The organism is Escherichia sp. MOD1-EC5189 (assembly GCF_002966045.1).
Classification (GTDB): domain Bacteria; phylum Pseudomonadota; class Gammaproteobacteria; order Enterobacterales; family Enterobacteriaceae; genus Escherichia; species Escherichia coli_F.
In genome coordinates, this window is the sequence record NZ_PTRX01000016.1 from 58,737 (window position 1) to 77,068 (window position 18,332).

General features: G+C 52.3%; 16 protein-coding genes and 1 pseudogene. 7 read left to right on the forward strand and 10 right to left on the reverse strand.

The window, feature by feature from the left end; all coding sequences use genetic code 11:
* Positions 1 to 10 precede the first annotated feature (10 nt).
* From treB to nrdG, 4 genes are all read left to right on the forward strand, one after another.
* The gene (gene treB, locus ATB02_RS14885; RefSeq protein WP_105271823.1) at positions 11 to 1,432 is read left to right on the forward strand and encodes a PTS trehalose transporter subunit IIBC; all 1,422 of its coding nucleotides are present in this window, start codon (positions 11 to 13) and stop codon (positions 1,430 to 1,432) included.
* A 33-nt stretch (positions 1,433 to 1,465) separates the two neighbouring features.
* Positions 1,466 to 3,121, forward strand: a complete 1,656-nt coding sequence (gene treC, locus ATB02_RS14890; RefSeq protein WP_105271824.1) for an alpha,alpha-phosphotrehalase — start codon at positions 1,466 to 1,468, stop codon at positions 3,119 to 3,121.
* A gap of 393 nt (positions 3,122 to 3,514) precedes the next feature.
* Positions 3,515 to 5,653, forward strand: coding sequence for an anaerobic ribonucleoside-triphosphate reductase (gene nrdD, locus ATB02_RS14895; protein WP_000187805.1), 2,139 nt, complete (start codon positions 3,515 to 3,517; stop codon positions 5,651 to 5,653).
* 157 nt (positions 5,654 to 5,810) lie between these two features.
* Positions 5,811 to 6,275, forward strand: a complete 465-nt coding sequence (gene nrdG / locus ATB02_RS14900; protein WP_001106232.1) for an anaerobic ribonucleoside-triphosphate reductase-activating protein — start codon at positions 5,811 to 5,813, stop codon at positions 6,273 to 6,275.
* Here the strand turns inward: nrdG and ATB02_RS14905 are convergent.
* The 4 genes and pseudogenes from ATB02_RS14905 to pmbA all read right to left on the reverse strand — a co-directional run bounded on the left by ATB02_RS14905 (position 6,276) and on the right by pmbA (position 8,781).
* Positions 6,276 to 6,567 (reverse strand): annotated as a pseudogene (locus ATB02_RS14905) (type II toxin-antitoxin system RelE family toxin).
* Positions 6,557 to 6,799: a type II toxin-antitoxin system RelB/DinJ family antitoxin gene (locus ATB02_RS14910; protein WP_000212715.1), complete on the reverse strand. Its 243-nt coding sequence runs from the start codon at positions 6,797 to 6,799 to the stop codon at positions 6,557 to 6,559. The pseudogene ATB02_RS14905 and the gene ATB02_RS14910 overlap by 11 nt, the downstream one beginning before the upstream one ends.
* Before the next feature lie 190 nt (positions 6,800 to 6,989).
* The gene (gene cybC, locus ATB02_RS14920; RefSeq protein ID WP_001232246.1) at positions 6,990 to 7,376 is read right to left on the reverse strand and encodes a cytochrome b562; all 387 of its coding nucleotides are present in this window, start codon (positions 7,374 to 7,376) and stop codon (positions 6,990 to 6,992) included.
* A gap of 52 nt (positions 7,377 to 7,428) precedes the next feature.
* Entirely contained in the window at positions 7,429 to 8,781 is a 1,353-nt protein-coding gene (gene pmbA, locus ATB02_RS14925) for a metalloprotease PmbA (RefSeq protein WP_001162171.1), read from the reverse strand.
* Positions 8,782 to 8,874: 93 nt separating this feature from the next.
* Here pmbA and yjgA point away from each other — a divergent pair, with 93 nt between their 5' ends.
* Complete coding sequence (gene yjgA, locus ATB02_RS14930; RefSeq protein ID WP_000166277.1) at positions 8,875 to 9,426, forward strand: ribosome biogenesis factor YjgA; 552 nt, start codon at positions 8,875 to 8,877, stop codon at positions 9,424 to 9,426.
* A gap of 155 nt (positions 9,427 to 9,581) precedes the next feature.
* Here the strand turns inward: yjgA and mpl are convergent, their stop codons facing one another.
* Positions 9,582 to 10,955: a UDP-N-acetylmuramate:L-alanyl-gamma-D-glutamyl-meso-diaminopimelate ligase gene (mpl, locus tag ATB02_RS14935; protein ID WP_001219783.1), complete on the reverse strand. Its 1,374-nt coding sequence runs from the start codon at positions 10,953 to 10,955 to the stop codon at positions 9,582 to 9,584.
* 175 nt (positions 10,956 to 11,130) lie between these two features.
* Here mpl and fbp point away from each other — a divergent pair, with 175 nt between their 5' ends.
* Positions 11,131 to 12,129 (forward strand): class 1 fructose-bisphosphatase, encoded by a 999-nt coding sequence (gene fbp, locus ATB02_RS14940; protein ID WP_000853753.1) that lies wholly within the window; start codon positions 11,131 to 11,133, stop codon positions 12,127 to 12,129.
* A 32-nt stretch (positions 12,130 to 12,161) separates the two neighbouring features.
* Here fbp and yjfF read toward each other — a convergent pair whose 3' ends face one another.
* From yjfF to ytfQ, 4 genes are all read right to left on the reverse strand, one after another.
* Positions 12,162 to 13,157, reverse strand: coding sequence for a galactofuranose ABC transporter, permease protein YjfF (gene yjfF / locus ATB02_RS14945; protein WP_105271826.1), 996 nt, complete (start codon positions 13,155 to 13,157; stop codon positions 12,162 to 12,164).
* Positions 13,144 to 14,166: a galactofuranose ABC transporter, ATP-binding protein YtfT gene (gene ytfT / locus ATB02_RS14950; protein ID WP_123057663.1), complete on the reverse strand. Its 1,023-nt coding sequence runs from the start codon at positions 14,164 to 14,166 to the stop codon at positions 13,144 to 13,146. Before ytfT ends, yjfF begins: the two co-directional genes overlap by 14 nt.
* 13 nt (positions 14,167 to 14,179) lie before the next feature.
* Positions 14,180 to 15,682, reverse strand: coding sequence for a galactofuranose ABC transporter, ATP-binding protein YtfR (gene ytfR, locus ATB02_RS14955; RefSeq protein ID WP_032185771.1), 1,503 nt, complete (start codon positions 15,680 to 15,682; stop codon positions 14,180 to 14,182).
* A 132-nt stretch (positions 15,683 to 15,814) separates the two neighbouring features.
* The gene (gene ytfQ, locus ATB02_RS14960) at positions 15,815 to 16,771 is read right to left on the reverse strand and encodes a galactofuranose ABC transporter substrate-binding protein YtfQ (protein WP_000265933.1); all 957 of its coding nucleotides are present in this window, start codon (positions 16,769 to 16,771) and stop codon (positions 15,815 to 15,817) included.
* Positions 16,772 to 17,080: 309 nt separating this feature from the next.
* On the opposite strand from ytfQ, the gene ppa reads away from it, so the two are divergent.
* Positions 17,081 to 17,611 carry an inorganic diphosphatase gene (ppa, locus tag ATB02_RS14965; protein WP_000055072.1) on the forward strand — a complete coding sequence of 177 codons (531 nt, stop codon included), beginning with the start codon at positions 17,081 to 17,083 and terminating at the stop codon, positions 17,609 to 17,611.
* A 377-nt stretch (positions 17,612 to 17,988) separates the two neighbouring features.
* On the opposite strand, the gene ATB02_RS14970 is transcribed toward ppa, so the two are convergent.
* A complete protein-coding gene (locus ATB02_RS14970) occupies positions 17,989 to 18,330 on the reverse strand; it encodes a gamma-glutamylcyclotransferase family protein (RefSeq protein WP_001219160.1) in 342 nt (113 codons plus the stop codon).
* Positions 18,331 to 18,332: the final 2 nt, after the last annotated feature.

Here is an 18,332-nt window from a genome sequence, read left to right on the forward strand (position 1 = left end):
ATGGGGCTTTATGATGAGCAAAATAAACCAAACGGATCTCGATCGGCTGATTGAACTGGTCGGCGGGCGCGGCAATATTGCGACGGTGAGCCACTGTATTACTCGTCTGCGCTTTGTCCTCAACCAACCGGCCAATGCCAGACCGAAAGAAATTGAGCAACTCCCCATGGTGAAAGGCTGTTTCACCAATGCCGGGCAATTTCAGGTGGTAATTGGCACCAACGTGGGTGATTACTATCAAGCGTTGATAGCGACGACCGGACAGGCGCAGGTTGATAAAGAGCAGGTGAAAAAAGCTGCCCGGCAGAATATGAAATGGCATGAGCAGTTGATCTCTCATTTCGCGGAGATCTTCTTCCCGCTGCTGCCCGCGTTGATTAGTGGTGGTTTGATCCTCGGTTTTCGCAATGTGATCGGCGATTTGCCCATGAGCAACGGTCAAACGCTGGCGCAAATGTACCCTTCCCTGCAAACGATCTACGATTTTCTATGGTTGATCGGTGAAGCGATCTTCTTCTACCTGCCGGTCGGAATTTGCTGGTCAGCGGTGAAAAAAATGGGCGGCACGCCGATCCTCGGTATCGTGCTTGGCGTGACGCTGGTTTCCCCACAGTTGATGAACGCTTATCTGCTCGGGCAGCAGCTACCGGAAGTATGGAACTTTGGCATGTTCAGCATCGCCAAAGTGGGCTATCAGGCACAGGTTATTCCGGCACTGTTAGCCGGGCTGGCGCTGGGCGTGATAGAAACTCGCCTTAAGCGTATCGTGCCGGATTACCTCTATCTGGTGGTGGTGCCGGTCTGTTCGCTGATCCTCGCGGTGTTCCTCGCCCATGCGCTGATTGGTCCGTTTGGTCGCATGATTGGCGATGGCGTTGCCTTTGCGGTGCGTCACCTGATGACCGGCAGCTTTGCCCCCATTGGTGCGGCATTGTTTGGCTTCCTTTACGCACCGCTGGTGATCACCGGCGTACACCAGACCACGCTTGCTATAGATTTGCAGATGATTCAAAGCATGGGTGGCACGCCAGTGTGGCCGCTTATTGCGCTGTCGAATATCGCTCAGGGCTCCGCCGTGATAGGCATTATCATTTCCAGCCGCAAGAACAATGAACGCGAGATCTCCGTGCCTGCCGCTATCTCCGCCTGGCTTGGGGTCACTGAGCCTGCAATGTACGGCATCAACCTGAAATATCGCTTCCCGATGCTGTGCGCGATGATTGGTTCTGGTCTGGCAGGATTACTATGCGGTCTGAACGGCGTTATGGCGAATGGCATTGGCGTAGGCGGCCTGCCGGGAATTCTCTCTATTCAACCGAGCTACTGGCAAGTGTTTGCGCTGGCAATGGCTATCGCCATCATCATCCCGATTGTACTCACCTCGTTTATCTACCAGCGGAAATACCGCCTGGGTACGCTGGACATTGTTTAATTTTCTTCGGGGCGCAATTGCAGGAATAACGTAATGACGAATCTTCCCCACTGGTGGCAAAACGGCGTTATCTACCAGATTTATCCAAAGAGTTTTCAGGACACCACGGGTAGCGGCACCGGTGATTTACGTGGCGTTATCCAACGCCTGGACTATCTGCATAAACTGGGCGTCGATGCTATCTGGCTAACCCCCTTTTATGTCTCTCCCCAGGTCGATAACGGATACGACGTAGCGAACTATACGGCGATAGATCCCACTTACGGTACGCTGGACGATTTTGACGAAATGGTGACGCAGGCGAAATCGCGCGGCATTCGTATCATTCTCGATATGGTGTTTAATCATACTTCTACCCAACATGCCTGGTTTCGTGAGGCGCTGAGCAAAGAAAGCCCTTACCGCCAGTTTTATATCTGGCGCGATGGTGAACCAGAAACGCCACCGAATAACTGGCGTTCAAAATTTGGCGGTAGTGCGTGGCGCTGGCATGCGGAAAGCGAACAGTACTATTTGCATCTCTTTGCACCAGAACAGGCGGATCTCAACTGGGAGAATCCGGCGGTACGCACAGAGCTGAAAAAAATCTGTGAGTTCTGGGCCGATCGCGGAGTCGACGGGTTACGCCTGGATGTAGTGAATTTGATCTCTAAAGATCCGCGTTTTCCTAATGACCTGGATGGCGACGGGCGTCGCTTCTACACCGACGGGCCACGAGCACACGAGTTTTTGCACGAGATGAGCCGCGATGTGTTTACGCCTCGCGGTTTAATGACCGTGGGTGAAATGTCCTCCACCAGCCTTGAGCATTGCCAGCGATACGCGGCACTAACAGGCAGTGAATTGTCGATGACCTTTAATTTTCATCACCTGAAGGTCGATTATCCCGGTGGTGAAAAATGGACGCTGGCTAAACCTGACTTTGTGGCGTTGAAAGCATTGTTCCGCCACTGGCAACAAGGAATGCACAACGTGGCATGGAATGCCTTGTTCTGGTGTAACCACGATCAGCCGCGCATTGTTTCTCGTTTTGGTGATGAAGGGGACTACCGCGAACCTGCGGCAAAAATGCTGGCGATGGTGCTGCATGGCATGCAGGGAACGCCATATATCTATCAGGGCGAAGAGATTGGCATGACTAACCCACATTTCACGCGCATTACTGACTATCGCGACGTGGAGAGCCTCAATATGTTTGCCGAACTGCGCAACGATGGGCGTGACGCCGAGGAGTTATTGGCAATCCTCGCCAGTAAATCCCGTGACAATAGTCGCACGCCAATGCAATGGAGCAACGGCGATAATGCCGGGTTTACAACGGGTGAACCGTGGATTGGCCTGGGCGATAACTATCAAGAAATCAACGTAGAAGCCGCGCTGGCCGATGAGTCCTCGGTGTTTTACACCTACCAAAAGTTAATCGCACTGCGTAAGCAAGAAGCCGTCCTGACATGGGGCAATTACCAGGATCTGCTGCCAGACAGCCCTGTATTGTGGTGCTATCGCCGTGAATGGAAGGGGCAAACCTTGCTGGTCATTGCCAACCTTAGCCGTGAGATCCAACCCTGGCAGCCAGGGCAAATGCGCGGAAACTGGCAACTTGTGATGCATAACTACGAAGAAGCCTCAGCACAACCCTATGCCATGACTTTACGGCCTTTTGAGGCCGTCTGGTGGTTACAGAAGTAAGTATCCGCTAAGCCCCGGTAATACTGGTCATTCCGGGGTTTTGCCTTTCAGTATGTTGTTTTTGTTGATTTTATAATCAAAAAATTCATTAAAAAATTTACATAACGCTGTAGCGCACGTCATCCGTACGCTCTGCTTTTTACTTTGAGCTACATCAAAAAAAGTTCAAACATCCTTGATGCAAAGCACTATATATAGACTTTAAAATGCGTCCCGACCCAATATGTTGTATTAATCGACTATAATTGCTACTACAACACCCCACGAAAAAGGTGCGGCGTTGTGGATAAGCGGATGGCGATTGCGGAAAGCGCCGGAAAACGAAACGAAAAAACCGGAAAACACCTTTCCCAATTTCTGTGGATAACCTGTTCTTAAAAATATGGAGCGATCATGACACCGCATGTGATGAAACGAGACGGCTGCAAAGTGCCGTTTAAATCAGAGCGCATCAAAGAAGCGATTCTGCGTGCAGCTAAAGCAGCGGAAGTCGATGATGCAGATTATTGCGCCACTGTTGCCGCGGTTGTCAGCGAGCAGATGCAGGGCCGCAGCCAGGTGGATATCAACGAGATCCAGACCGCCGTTGAAAACCAGCTGATGTCGGGTCCATACAAACAACTGGCTCGTGCTTACATCGAGTACCGTCACGATCGCGATATTGAACGTGAAAAACGCGGTCGCCTGAATCAGGAGATCCGTGGTCTGGTCGAGCAGACCAACGCCTCGTTGCTCAACGAAAACGCCAACAAAGACAGCAAGGTGATTCCAACCCAGCGCGACCTGCTGGCCGGGATTGTGGCTAAACACTATGCACGTCAGCACCTGCTGCCGCGTGACGTGGTGCAGGCGCATGAGCGTGGCGATATTCACTATCACGATCTCGATTACTCGCCGTTCTTCCCGATGTTCAACTGCATGTTGATCGACCTGAAAGGTATGCTGACCCAGGGCTTTAAGATGGGTAACGCCGAGATTGAACCACCGAAGTCGATCTCTACGGCAACCGCGGTAACAGCGCAGATTATTGCTCAGGTCGCCAGTCATATTTATGGCGGCACCACCATTAACCGTATCGATGAAGTGCTGGCACCGTTTGTCACCGCCAGCTACAACAAACACCGCAAGACCGCAGAAGAGTGGAACATCCCGGACGCCGAAGGTTACGCTAACTCTCGTACCATCAAAGAGTGCTACGATGCCTTCCAGTCGCTGGAGTACGAAGTAAACACCCTGCACACCGCCAACGGTCAAACACCGTTTGTGACCTTTGGTTTTGGTCTGGGCACCAGCTGGGAGTCGCGCCTGATTCAGGAGTCTATCCTGCGTAACCGTATCGCGGGCCTCGGTAAAAACCGCAAAACTGCGGTGTTCCCGAAACTGGTGTTTGCGATTCGCGATGGCCTGAACCATAAAAAAGGCGATCCGAACTACGACATCAAACAGCTGGCGCTGGAGTGCGCAAGCAAGCGCATGTATCCGGATATCCTGAACTACGATCAGGTAGTGAAAGTCACCGGTTCGTTTAAAACCCCGATGGGCTGCCGTAGCTTCCTCGGCGTGTGGGAAAATGAAAACGGCGAACAGATCCACGATGGTCGTAACAACCTCGGCGTGATCAGCCTGAACCTGCCGCGCATTGCGCTGGAAGCGAAAGGCGATGAAGCCACCTTCTGGAAGCTGCTGGATGAACGTCTGGTGCTGGCACGTAAGGCGCTGATGACCCGTATCGCTCGTCTCGAAGGCGTTAAAGCGCGCGTGGCCCCGATCCTCTATATGGAAGGTGCTTGTGGCGTTCGTCTGAATGCTGACGACGACGTTTCTGAAATCTTCAAAAACGGTCGTGCGTCTATTTCGCTGGGTTACATCGGCATCCACGAAACCATTAACGCGCTGTTTGGCGGCGAGCATGTGTATGACAACGAGCAGCTGCGCGCGAAAGGTATCGCCATTGTTGAACGTCTGCGTCAGGCGGTGGATCAGTGGAAAGAAGAAACGGGTTACGGTTTTAGCCTTTACAGCACGCCAAGTGAAAACCTGTGCGACCGCTTCTGCCGTCTCGATACCGCGGAGTTTGGCGTGGTGCCGGGCGTGACTGATAAAGGTTACTACACCAACAGTTTCCACCTCGATGTCGAGAAGAAGGTGAACCCGTACGACAAGATCGACTTTGAAGCGCCTTACCCGCCGCTGGCGAACGGTGGCTTCATTTGCTACGGCGAATATCCAAACATTCAGCACAACCTGAAGGCGCTGGAAGATGTCTGGGATTACAGCTATCAGCATGTACCGTATTACGGCACCAATACGCCGATTGATGAGTGTTACGAGTGTGGTTTTACCGGTGAGTTTGAGTGCACCAGTAAAGGCTTCACCTGCCCGAAATGCGGTAACCATGACGCCTCCCGTGTGTCGGTGACTCGCCGCGTGTGCGGATATTTAGGTAGCCCGGATGCGCGTCCGTTTAACGCTGGTAAGCAGGAAGAAGTTAAGCGCCGCGTTAAACATTTGGGAAATGGGCAGATCGGTTAATCTTCACTCTGCGCTAAGCAAATGCCGGATGCGGCGTAAACGCCTTATCCGGCCTACATTTGGCAACGGCTGTAGGCCTGATAAGACGCAACAGCGTCGCATCAGGCTTTGATTGCCTGATACAGCCTACACGCGGACTGATAAGCCAGGCGAAATAATGAATTATCATCAGTACTATCCTGTCGACATCGTCAACGGCCCCGGCACTCGCTGCACCCTGTTTGTCTCCGGGTGTGTTCATGAATGCCCCGGTTGCTATAACAAAAGCACCTGGCGGGTAAATTCCGGTCAGCCATTTACCAAAGCAATGGAAGACCAGATCATTAACGATCTGAATGACACCCGCATCAAACGCCAGGGTATTTCCCTCTCCGGCGGCGATCCGCTGCATCCGCAAAACGTGCCGGATATTCTGAAACTGGTACAACGCATCCGCGCCGAATGTCCGGGTAAAGACATCTGGGTGTGGACAGGCTATAAACTCGACGAACTCAACGCTGCGCAAATGCAGGTTGTTGATTTGATTAACGTGCTGGTCGACGGCAAATTTATGCAGGATCTAAAAGACCCTTCCCTGATCTGGCGCGGCAGCAGCAATCAGGTGGTGCATCATTTGCGTTAGTCACTCATCCAGCCGTTTTGTCGCGTCTTCATAAACGGCTGAGTTCTCTCTCTTACCAATAGCTATCACCAACACGAGCAACTCTTTATCATTGACCTGATAGACCAGGCGATATCCCAGTGTGCGAAGCTTAATTTTGTAGCAGTCCGGCAAATCCCGTAGTTTAGCCGATGGATTGCGCGGCCTTTTCAGCACATCCCCCAAGCTTTTTTTTAAATTGTTCCCGGACTTTCACGCCCAGTTTTTGCCACTCCTTCAGCGCCCGCGGATCAAAAGCCAGTTCATAGTTCATCCAGTCGGACCTTAATGGCCTCCTGTGGGTTGGCCAGTCGTTCCCTGACAGTGCGTAACAAGGCTTCTTCACTATCACTGACAGTGAGCGTTTTTACCGGCATTCGTCCATTTTCCGCAACGTACTGAAACAGCAGCCGCACTGCTTCAGTAGGCGTGATATTTAATTTTTCCAGCACCGCATAAGCCTCATTCTTCAGTTTGTCATCCAGGCGGACGTTAAGTGTGGCCATTATGCCTCCGGTAATTATGAAAAGTGTAATGCATTATAGCATTACATATGCATTACATTCATTTCTGGAAAACGCCTCGCAAAAATGAGGACGACACGCAGGAATATGCCGTAGTGAAGATAGATATTGCGGTGATTTTACGAAGGGGAAGAAAGCGTTGGGCGGTAACGTTTCACCGCCCAATAAGGAATTAACGATACTTCTGGTGATAGGCGTTGCGGGTCGTTTTCAGTTGCTCTGCGGCAGCCTGCGCTTCTTTTACTTTACCTTCATTAGCCAGCTTCAGCGCGTCGTCAATCTGACCGACCAGAATGTCGAAACCGTGGCGGAAGTCTTTCATCTCCGGGCTGTCTGGCGATTTGCCTTCGAGCTTCGGCGGCGTTGCTTTTTGCGCATCCAGCGCCGCTGCGCGCATTTTGGTTAACGCGTCTTTGACTTGCGCCGCGTTATCGGCTTTTTCGACCACTTTTAAATTGTCGTTGAGGGTTTCCATATTGTCTTCAAGATCAGCGGCAAACGACGCCGAACTGAATACCAACGAGGAGACTGCAAGAATAGCTAACAGGCTTTTACGCATTGCTCACTTCCTTTTTCTTATTAAGATTTGGCGCGGCAGGTCGCGCCTTTTTTTACTGCCCGGCGATTTTCATCTCCGGCAACAGCACAGAACCACACTGTATATTGCTGCGTGTTTCAATATCGTTACCGACGGTGACAATATTGCGCCACATATCTTTTAAATTACCTGCGATGGTGATTTCGCTAACCGGATACTGAATTTCGCCATTCTCTACCCAGAAGCCCGCAGCACCACGGGAATAATCACCGGTAATGGCACTCACGCCCTGGCCCATCAACTCCGTCACCACCAGCCCGGTGCCCATCTCTTTGAGCATTTGTTCGAAGCTTAGCCCTTGCCCGGCAATTCGCCAGTTATGAATACCGCCTGCATGTCCGGTGCTTTTCAGCCCCAGTTTGCGTGCGGAATAGCTGGTCAGCAGCCACTGGGTCAGAATGCCATCTTTAATAATATCGCGACGCTCGGTGCGCACACCTTCGCTGTCGAATGGCGTCGATGCCAGCCCTTTCAGCAAATGCGGATGCTCTTCAATAGTCAGCCAATCCGGTAGAATTTGTTTACCCAGCGAATCCAGCAGGAAGGTGGATTTACGGTAAACCGATCCACCCGCTATCGCCCCAACCAGATGCCCAAAAAGTCCGGTTGCCACTTCATTGGCAAAAATTACCGGCGCTTTCATGGTGGAAAGTTTACGCGGTGACAGGCGCGATAAAGTACGGCGAGCACAGTCGGCCCCGACCCACTCTGGCGTCTGCAGATCGCTCATCGCGCGACCAATGGTGTAGGCGTAATCACGCTCCATATCGCCATTTTCTTCGGCAATTACGCAGCTTGAGAGTGAATGACGCGTTGAGCAATAACCCTGCAACATGCCGTGGCTGTTGCCAAAAACTTTTACGCCGTAGTGGCTGTTAAAACTGCCGCCTTCGGTATTGGTGATGCGTTTATCCGCCTGTAATGCTGCCTGTTCTGCGCGAGCAGCCAGTTCAATAGCTTCATCCGGGGAAACTTCCGCAGGGTGAAACAAGTCGAGATCCGGCGCGTCAAAGGCCAGCAGCTCTTTGTCTGCCACGCCGGCACAGGGATCTGGCGAAGTGTAACGAGCAATATCCAGCGCTGCCTGTACGGTGCGGGCAATGGCCTGCGGGCTTAAATCGGTAGACGATGCGCTACCTTTACGGTTCTGGTGATAAACAGTGATCCCCAGCGCGCCATCGCTATTGAATTCGACATTCTCCACTTCGCCATATCGCGTGCTAACGCTAATGCCGGTGGTCTTGCTGACGGCAACTTCCGCACCGTCCGATTTGCCTGAGGCCAACTCCAGCGCAGTGGAAACTGCTTCTTCCAGAATCTTGCGCTGCGCTTCAACTTGAGAGATTACTTTCATTGCAAGTGCCATAATGTAGAGAGTTTCTCTGAAGTCTAACAGAGAACCGTTTTTCAGTGCGCATCTTAACTGGTAACATTAGCCTCTTTTTTTAAGGAGCCTGAGATGACTAAGCAGCCCGAAGACTGGCTCGACGACGTTCCCGGTGATGACATCGAAGACGAAGACGATGAAATTATCTGGGTCAGTAAAAGTGAAATTAAACGCGATGCCGAGGAGCTAAAACGCCTTGGCGCAGAAATTGTTGATCTGGGGAAAAACGCGCTGGATAAGATCCCGTTAGACGCGGATCTGCGTGCGGCTATTGAGCTCGCCCAGCGTATTAAGATGGAAGGTCGCCGCCGCCAGTTGCAGCTCATCGGTAAGATGCTGCGCCAGCGCGACGTAGAACCGATCCGTCAGGCGCTGGATAAGCTGAAAAATCGCCACAACCAGCAGGTGGTGTTGTTCCATAAACTGGAAAACCTGCGCGATCGTCTGATCGAGCAAGGTGATGACGCCATCGCTGAAGTATTGAATCTGTGGCCCGATGCCGATCGTCAGCAACTGCGAACTCTGATCCGCAACGCGAAGAAAGAGAAAGAAGGGAATAAGCCGCCGAAATCCGCGCGCCAGATTTTCCAGTATCTGCGTGAGTTAGCGGAAAACGAAGGGTAATTTTCGTTGTTGATGTGAGTATGGTTTGCCGGATGCGGTGCACCTGTAGGCCTGATAAGACGCATCAAGCGTCGCATCAGGCACTATGCTCAAATGCCGGATGCGGCGTGAACGCCTTATCCGGCCTACACACACTATATCAGGCTGAGGCCGAATTACTGCGCGGCTTCCGCTTTCTTCGCTAGCCCATCCAGCAGTTTCTGATGAATTCCACCAAAACCGCCGTTGCTCATCACCAGAATATGGTCGCCAGGCTGAGCGGTTTTCACCACCATATCTGCCAGCGTATCCACATCGCCACTCCAGTGTGCAGGCTGAACGCAGGCTTCTGCCACTTCTGCGACCTGCCACGGAATATGCGCCGGTTGCAGCAGGAAGACTTCATCGGCACGACCTAATGAAGGTGCCAAATCGTCTTTGCAGATCCCCATTTTCATGGTGTTTGAGCGCGGTTCCAGCACGGCAATAATGCGCGCCGTTCCGCCAACTTTGCCGCGCAGCGCAGCCAGCGTTGCCAGAATCGCCGTCGGGTGATGGGCAAAATCGTCATACACCGTCACGCCATTTGCTTCTCCGCGCAACTCCAGACGACGACGAGCGTTAATAAACGAACCCAGCGCGTTAGCAGCATCTGCCGGCGCTACGCCAACATGACGGGCCGCCGCAATCGCCATCAGGCCGTTGTGCATATTATGTTCGCCCACCAGCGACCATTTCACTTCGCCCACTTTTTCGCCATCCAGCAAGACTTCCCATTCGGAAGCGTCAGTGGTCAGCTTTTTCGCCTGCCAGTGCCCCTGCTCGCCCACCAGCTCCTGCTCGCTCCAGCAGCCCATCGCCATGGTCTGTTTCAGGTTGATGTCGTTTTCAGGCCAGATAATACGCCCCTGCCCCGGAACGATACGCACCAGATGGTGGAACTGTTTCTGGATCGCTTTCAGGTCGTCAAAGATATCGGCATGATCGAACTCAAGGTTGTTGAGGATCAGCGTACGCGGGCAGTAATGGACAAATTTAGAGCGTTTGTCGAAGAAGGCGCAGTCATACTCATCCGCTTCGATAACAAAGAAGTCGCTTTCGCCTAAACGTGCCGAAACGTCAAAGTTCCCCGGAACACCGCCGATCACAAAACCCGGTTTATAGCCACACTGTTCCAGAATCCAGGTCGCCATTCCCGCGGTGGTGGTTTTGCCGTGTGTACCGGCAACGGCCAACACCCAGCGGTCACGCAGCACAAAATCGTGCAGCCACTGCGGGCCAGACATATAAGGGATGTTTTTTTCCAGTACCGCTTCCACACACGGATTTCCACGGGTCATGGCGTTGCCAATGATCACCAGATCCGGCTGCGGGTCGAGCTGGCTGGCATCGTAACCCTGAATCAGTTCAATGCCTTGCTTCTCAAGTAAGGTGCTCATCGGCGGATACACATTGGCGTCCGAACCCGTTACTTCATGGCCTAACTGGCGCGCCAGCATCGCCAGACCGCCCATAAACGTGCCACAAATTCCTAAAATATGAATGCGCATACGTCACTATCCTTTTTTAATCTGCCGCTCATTTTACGCATATGTCGGGCAAGTGAGAAACGCATTTCAGGATAATCCGTAATTTGCTGGCGCGATTCACCTGAGCGCGACATTGAGATTATTTGTTAAGATTGTTGCGGTCGCTTTACTCCATAAACATTGCAGGGAAAGTTTTATGAAAACGTTAGGTGAATTTATTGTCGAAAAGCAGCACGAGTTTTCTCATGCTACCGGTGAGCTCACTGCTTTGCTGTCGGCAATAAAACTGGGCGCCAAGATTATCCATCGCGATATCAACAAAGCAGGACTGGTTGATATCCTGGGTGCCAGCGGTGCTGAGAACGTGCAGGGCGAGGTTCAGCAGAAACTCGACTTGTTCGCTAATGAAAAACTGAAAGCCGCACTGAAAGCACGCGATATCGTTGCGGGCATTGCCTCTGAAGAAGAAGATGAGATTGTCGTCTTTGAAGGCTGTGAACACGCAAAATACGTGGTGCTGATGGACCCACTGGATGGCTCGTCCAACATCGATGTTAACGTCTCTGTCGGTACCATTTTCTCCATTTACCGCCGTGTTACCCCTGTCGGTACGCCGGTAACGGAAGAAGACTTCCTCCAGCCTGGTAACAAACAGGTTGCGGCAGGTTACGTGGTATACGGCTCCTCTACCATGTTGGTTTACACCACCGGATGCGGTGTTCATGCCTTTACTTACGATCCTTCGCTTGGCGTTTTCTGCCTGTGCCAGGAACGGATGCGCTTCCCGGAGAAAGGCAAAACCTACTCCATCAACGAAGGGAACTACATTAAGTTTCCAAACGGGGTGAAGAAGTACATTAAATTCTGCCAGGAAGAAGATAAGTCTACCAACCGCCCGTATACCTCACGTTATATCGGTTCACTGGTCGCGGATTTCCACCGTAACCTGCTGAAAGGTGGGATTTATCTCTACCCAAGCACCGCCAGCCACCCGGACGGCAAACTGCGTTTGCTGTATGAGTGCAACCCGATGGCATTCCTGGCGGAACAAGCGGGCGGTAAAGCGAGTGATGGCAAAGAGCGTATTCTGGATATCATCCCGGAAACCCTGCACCAGCGCCGTTCATTCTTTGTCGGCAACGACCATATGGTTGAAGATGTCGAACGCTTTATCCGTGAGTTCCCGGACGCGTAATCTCCTGCGCCTCTCCATACGGAGAGGCGTTTTTATCGCTGCGCAATATTGACTCTTGTCACTGGCGAACTCTGACGATTCTCCCACAGCACCGTTAATCCACGCTGTAAGGCAATAAAAATGAACAGCAAAATGCCGATGGCGATTTTCGTCCACCAGGAACTCAGCGTACCGTCAAAGTTGATATATGTCTGAATCAGTCCCTGAATCGCCACGCCAAAAAGCGTCCCAAGTACTGTTCCAACGCCACCGCTCAAAAGTGTACCGCCAATCACCACTGAGGCGATAGCGTCCAGTTCCACACCTACGCCCGCCAGCGCATATCCGGCTTGGGTATAAATCGAGAAAACAATCCCCGCCAGCGTTGCCAGTCCGGTGGAGAGCATATAAATGCGAATAGTGGTGCTGCGAGTGGAAACCCCCATCAGGTTCGCCGACGTTGCGTTGCCGCCAATGGCGTATACCTGATTACCAAAACGGGTACGATGCGCGAGGAATATGCCAATAACCACCACCGCAAGCATCAGCAGCCCCATCGCACTTAAGCGACCGCCGCCAGGGATTTTCCATGCAAGGCTTGAGAGCGTGTCATAAACAGGATGATTTATCGGGATCGACTCTTCCGAAACGAGATAGCTGACGCCACGCAAAAAGAACATTCCTGCCAGAGTAATGATAAACGCCGGGATCTTCAGGGCGTCGATCAAAAGCCCCATAAATGCGCCAAAGGCACAGCCCATCACCAGCACCAGTGGAAACGCCAGCAGCGGCGAGAGGCCGAAATCGCCAATCACTTTTGCCAGAAACACGCCGGTAAAGGCGATCACCGAACCGACGGAGAGATCGATCCCTCCGGAGAGGATCACAAAGGTCATGCCGACGGCAATGATCCCCAGAAAGGCGTTATCGGTCAGGATATTGCAGATCACTCTTGTGGAAGCAAAACCGGGGAACTGCGTCAGGCAGTAGAGATAGCCCAACACAAAGACGCCGATGGTGATCATCAGTGGCAAGTTACGTTTTATCACGGCTACGCACTCCTTTAATCAGACTGATAAAGCGTTGCGACTGAACAATCAGCACGCAAAGCACCACCACTGCTTTCACTACCTGGTTCATCTCTGGCGGAAAGCCCGAAAGCAAGATCCCGGTGTTCATTCCCTGAATAATCAGCGCACCCACTACTGAGAGCAACAGGTTAAAACGCCCGCCCATCAGCGATCCGCCGCCAATCACCACCGCAAGAATGGCGTCCAGCTCCAGCCATAATCCGGCGTTGTTGGCATCGGCACCGCGAATATCCGCCGCCACGATAATGCCCGCAATCGCCGCACACAGCCCGCTCAACACATAAGTGAGCATGACGATGATTCGTGTGTTGACTCCGGCATTTTTTGCCGCCCGAATGTTGATACCAACGGCTTCGATAAACATCCCCAGTGCCGTTTTGCGGGTCAACAGCCAGAAGAGGAGAAGCGTCAGTACCGCAATAATGACTGGTGTTGGCAGGAACACCAGCGATCCGCTGCCAAACCATGAGAGATCCGGCGAGTTAAACGTGACGATCTGTCCGGAGGTGATCAGTTGCGCCACGCCGCGCCCGGCGACCATCAGGATCAGGGTGGCAACAAACGGCTGAATTTTGAGGATCGCTACCAGTATGCCGTTCCACAATCCCGCCAGGATGCCAGTGCCCAAGGTGCTTAACAAAACAATCGGCAGGCTGAATCCCGCGACCGTCATCGCAGCTGTTGTGGCTCCGGCGATAGCCATCACCGCCCCCACGGAGAGATCGATTCCACCGGTGGCGATCACCAGCGTCATACCAATCGCCAGTAGCGCAACGGGGGCGGCGCGATTAAGAATGTCGATAGGGCTACCGAACAAACGCCCATCCTGAAGCACCACCTGCCAGAAATGCGGGGCCACCAGGCTATCGACCAGCAACACCAGCAATAGCGCCGCCAGCTGCGGCATTCCTGTTGGCCAGCGAAAGCGCCTTTTCGGCGGCGTAGTGTCAGGGAGAGATTGAGGCATCACACTGTTCTCCTTACGCCGCAATGGCGTTCATGATCGCCGGAACGGAAAGCTCTGCCAGCGGGATCTCCGCAACCTGTTTGCGATCGCGCATGATGATCACCCGATCGGCATAGCCCACCAATTCTTCCAGTTCGGAGGAGATTACCAGCAGCGCCAGACCATCGGCGCATAACGTTTCAATCAGGCGGATGATCTCGGCGTGCGCACCAACGTCAATGCCGCGCGTTGGCTCATCAAGTATCAGAAATTGTGGTCGGGTGAGCAGCCAGCGTGAAAGCAACACTTTTTGCTGATTGCCGCCGGAGAGAAATTCAATCGGTTGTTCAGTGGAAGGTGTGCGAATGCCAAGCTGGCGGATAAAGCGTTCGGCAATCTCTTGCTGTTCTTTGCGGGAAATCGGTCGTAGCCAGCCGCGCTGGGCCTGGAGAGCGAGGATGATATTTTCCCGCACCGAGGCGGCGGCGATGATGCCATCGGTTTTCCTGTCTTCCGGGCAGAAGCCGATACCCAGTACCGAAGCCTGATGTGGCGATCGCAGGGTTTGCTGTTTGCCTTTGATCAACGCCGTGCCGCTGTCAGCAGGTTTGATCCCGAAGATCACTTCGGCGGTTTCGGTACGTCCTGATCCCAGCAAGCCTGCCAGGCCAACGATCTCGCCGGGGCGTACTTCGAGATCAAACGGTGCGATCGTTCCTTTTTTACCGTAATTTTTGAACGCGGCAACGGGTTTGTCGCTCAGCAATGTTCGTCCGGCACGCTGTAGCGCGTGGGTGTCCAGCTCGCGCCCCAGCATCATTTTTACCAGTTCGATCTGCGGTAGCTCGCGGGTTTCCCGACAGCCTACGAAACTGCCGTTGCGTAAGACGGTGATCCGATCGCTGACCTGATAGACCTGATCGAGAAAGTGAGTAACGAAGATCAGGCTGACACCGCGATCGCGCAACTGACGCATCAGGCCAAACAGTAACTCTACTTCCTGAGTGTCGAGGCTGGCGGTGGGTTCATCGAGGATCAGCACTTTGGCGGAGAGATCGATGGCCCGGCAAATGGCGACGATTTGCTGCATCGCGACTGAAAAGCGGTTGAGCGGTTCCCGCACGTCGAGGGAGAAACCGTAAGATGCCATCAGTTCGGTGGCGCGCTTTTCCATCTCTTTACGGCGTAGAAGGCCGAAACGTTTGGGTTCGCGACCTATGAATAGATTATCAGCGACCGACATATTGGGTAGCAGGTTGACTTCCTGATAGACGGTGCCGATGCCGAGTTGTTGTGCGTGGGCGGTATTTTTCGGTGAGATAGTCTGGCCTTCCAGCCAGATGGTGCCACGATCGGCGTGGTAGACACCGGTTAATGCTTTGATTAGCGTTGATTTTCCCGCCCCGTTTTCACCGAGCAGCGCCATGATTTCACCACGGCGCAGGCTGAAATCAACGTTGTCTAACGCTTTGACGCCGGGGAAAAATTTACTTAATCCTTCGGTGCGGAGGATTTCCTGGTGTTGGTTAGTATTCATAGTTTCCCCCGTTGTAAAGCGTGCGCCAGATAAGACACAACAGCGTCGCATCAGGCATCTCGCACAACCGCCGGATGCGGCGTGAATGCCTTATCCGGCGGCCCACAAGTCGGCATCAGGCATTGATGCCCCTCAATACCCCATGTTTTTCTTCTTCTCTAACTCTTCTTTTGCAGTATCAGGCAGGTAAAGGGTGGACTTGGTCAGGGTCAGCTTTTCAGGCATGGTGCCGTCTTTTTTATATTTCTCCAGCGCGTCAAAAGCAGGGCCTGCCATATTCGGCGTTAGTTCAACGCTGGCGTTCGCTTCGCCATCAATCATCGCTTTGTAGATGTCCGGCACACCGTCAATGGAACCCGTGAGGATATCTTTGCCCGGTTTCAGGCCCGCTTCTTTAATTGCCTGAATCGCGCCAATCACCATGTCGTCGTTATGGGCGTAAACCATGCAGATGTTTTTGCCGTTGTTTTCCGCTTTGATAAAGCTCTCCATCACTTCTTTGCCTTTACTACGGGTAAAGTCACCAGACTGCGAGCGGATAATTTTGATGTTTGGCGCATTCTTAATGGCTTCGGCAAAGCCTTTCTTACGGTCAATGGCGACACTGGCCCCAACGGTGCCCTGCAACTCCACCACGTTACACGGTTTGCCATTCACTTCTTTTACCAGCCAGTCACCGATCAACTTGCCTTCCAGAATGTTGTCGGCAGTGACGGTGGTCATATAGAGAGATTTGTCTTTCACATCGATGGAACGGTCAAGCAAGAAGACCGGGATTTCGGCATCTTTCGCCTCTTTTAATACCGGCTCCCAACCGGTCGCTACCACCGGAGCGATAAAGATCGCATCCACCCCTTGCGCGACGAAGGAACGTACCGCTTTAATCTGGTTTTCCTGCTTTTGCTGACCATCGGCAATTTTCAACGTAATTCCGCGCTTTTCAGCTTCACTTTTCGCCACATTGGTTTCTGCGGCGCGCCAGCCGGATTCCGATCCGACCTGCGAAAATCCAACGGTTAATGGAGCGGCCAACGCCATAGACGACATGGCTGCCGAGACTGCAGAGACTACAAGTAAGCGTTTCCACATAGGGTTGTCCTCGTCGGGGTAATTATTATTGGTGAAAAGATGTTCGCGAAAAAACTATAGACAATTCGTTATGTAACGGATTGCGTTACATCACACTTCAAAAAAGTAAATAAAACGTTAATCACAAGTTTGTAATCGCTTTCATCTCACTATGAAAAATGCGGCTACGGTTATGGATTTTCCTGCTCTGTAAACCTTCTTAAAACTGGCGAAAAAGGAAAATGAAGACGAAAACAAGCGAAGACATTCGGCGCGAGTTGGCTATAATACTCGGCACTTGTTTGCCACATATTTTTAAAGGAAACAGACATGAGCTTACTCAACGTCCCTGCGGGTAAAGATCTGCCGGAAGACATCTACGTTGTTATTGAGATCCCGGCTAACGCAGATCCGATCAAATACGAAATCGACAAAGAGAGCGGCGCACTGTTCGTTGACCGCTTCATGTCCACCGCGATGTTCTATCCGTGCAACTACGGTTACATCAACCACACCCTGTCTCTGGACGGTGACCCGGTTGACGTACTGGTCCCGACTCCGTACCCGCTGCAGCCAGGTTCTGTGATTCGCTGCCGTCCGGTTGGCGTTCTGAAAATGACCGACGAAGCTGGTGAAGATGCGAAACTGATTGCTGTTCCGCACACCAAGCTGAGCAAAGAATACGATCACATCAAAGACGTTAACGATCTGCCTGAACTGCTGAAAGCACAGATCGCTCACTTCTTCGAGCACTACAAAGACCTCGAAAAAGGCAAGTGGGTGAAAGTTGAAGGCTGGGAAAACGCAGAAGCCGCTAAAGCTGAAATCGTTGCCTCCTTCGAGCGCGCAAAGAATAAATAAGTTCTTCTAGTGCCATAACCCTGAACGCCGGGCTTCGGTTAGTAAGGGTTTTTTATGCCCGCGATAAATAAACTCTCTATTCCCCTATCATTATTCTCAGCGCTTGCAAGGCTTGAACGGTAAGAACAAGCAAACACGACCACCATTTTGCTGTTCATAGCCGCTTGCTGGAAATTAGCCGACCTCACTCATTCTCACCGTTCAAAGCATGCCCCCGTTTTACCCCTACGTAATTGTGAACGCCAGCAGAGTTTTTTATGCGTTTACGGATATGGAAAGCGGCTCGGAGAGAAAAGCTAAAGATAGGGAAGTTACAAAAAAAATCGCGAGATACATCGCATAAAACAACGCCACCCGAAGGTGGCGTGCTTTTATTATTACTTATCCCTGTCTAACCAGTCGCCGCTTTCAATTAGCTTTAATCCATCGACGGGTCGTTGATAAACGTACATCCATGCACTCCCGTACGGCGTCTGAATCAACTGGCGCGCGTATTCACCGCCCCTGGTGCGCAAGGCATCAAGTTCGGCCAGCGTGGCGTTGTCAATACGATAAACTTCACCGTGTACTGTTCCGTTCCCCGGAACTGCGCCTGGATAGTGGCCCAGGCTATACAACTGGTAGTTATCGATACTGAAATCGCCCAGTAACTGGGCATTGGTCATCCAGTGACTGTTGCCTTGTTTGTGGCGTAAACTGCCGTAGACAAATATTCGCATTG

Coding starts and splice junctions, on each gene's coding strand:
- mpl (WP_001219783.1), bottom strand. CDS start 10,955: ATGCGCATTCATATTTTAGGAATTTGTGGCACGTTTATGGGCGGTCTG.
- ATB02_RS14970 (WP_001219160.1), bottom strand. CDS start 18,330: ATGCGAATATTTGTCTACGGCAGTTTACGCCACAAACAAGGCAACAGT.
- pmbA (WP_001162171.1), bottom strand. CDS start 8,781: ATGGCACTTGCAATGAAAGTAATCTCTCAAGTTGAAGCGCAGCGCAAG.
- nrdG (WP_001106232.1), top strand. CDS start 5,811: ATGAATTATCATCAGTACTATCCTGTCGACATCGTCAACGGCCCCGGC.
- yjgA (WP_000166277.1), top strand. CDS start 8,875: ATGACTAAGCAGCCCGAAGACTGGCTCGACGACGTTCCCGGTGATGAC.
- ytfT (WP_123057663.1), bottom strand. CDS start 14,166: ATGCCTCAATCTCTCCCTGACACTACGCCGCCGAAAAGGCGCTTTCGC.
- nrdD (WP_000187805.1), top strand. CDS start 3,515: ATGACACCGCATGTGATGAAACGAGACGGCTGCAAAGTGCCGTTTAAA.
- ATB02_RS14910 (WP_000212715.1), bottom strand. CDS start 6,799: ATGGCCACACTTAACGTCCGCCTGGATGACAAACTGAAGAATGAGGCT.
- cybC (WP_001232246.1), bottom strand. CDS start 7,376: ATGCGTAAAAGCCTGTTAGCTATTCTTGCAGTCTCCTCGTTGGTATTC.
- ytfQ (WP_000265933.1), bottom strand. CDS start 16,771: ATGTGGAAACGCTTACTTGTAGTCTCTGCAGTCTCGGCAGCCATGTCG.
- ppa (WP_000055072.1), top strand. CDS start 17,081: ATGAGCTTACTCAACGTCCCTGCGGGTAAAGATCTGCCGGAAGACATC.
- treB (WP_105271823.1), top strand. CDS start 11: ATGATGAGCAAAATAAACCAAACGGATCTCGATCGGCTGATTGAACTG.
- ytfR (WP_032185771.1), bottom strand. CDS start 15,682: ATGAATACTAACCAACACCAGGAAATCCTCCGCACCGAAGGATTAAGT.
- fbp (WP_000853753.1), top strand. CDS start 11,131: ATGAAAACGTTAGGTGAATTTATTGTCGAAAAGCAGCACGAGTTTTCT.
- treC (WP_105271824.1), top strand. CDS start 1,466: ATGACGAATCTTCCCCACTGGTGGCAAAACGGCGTTATCTACCAGATT.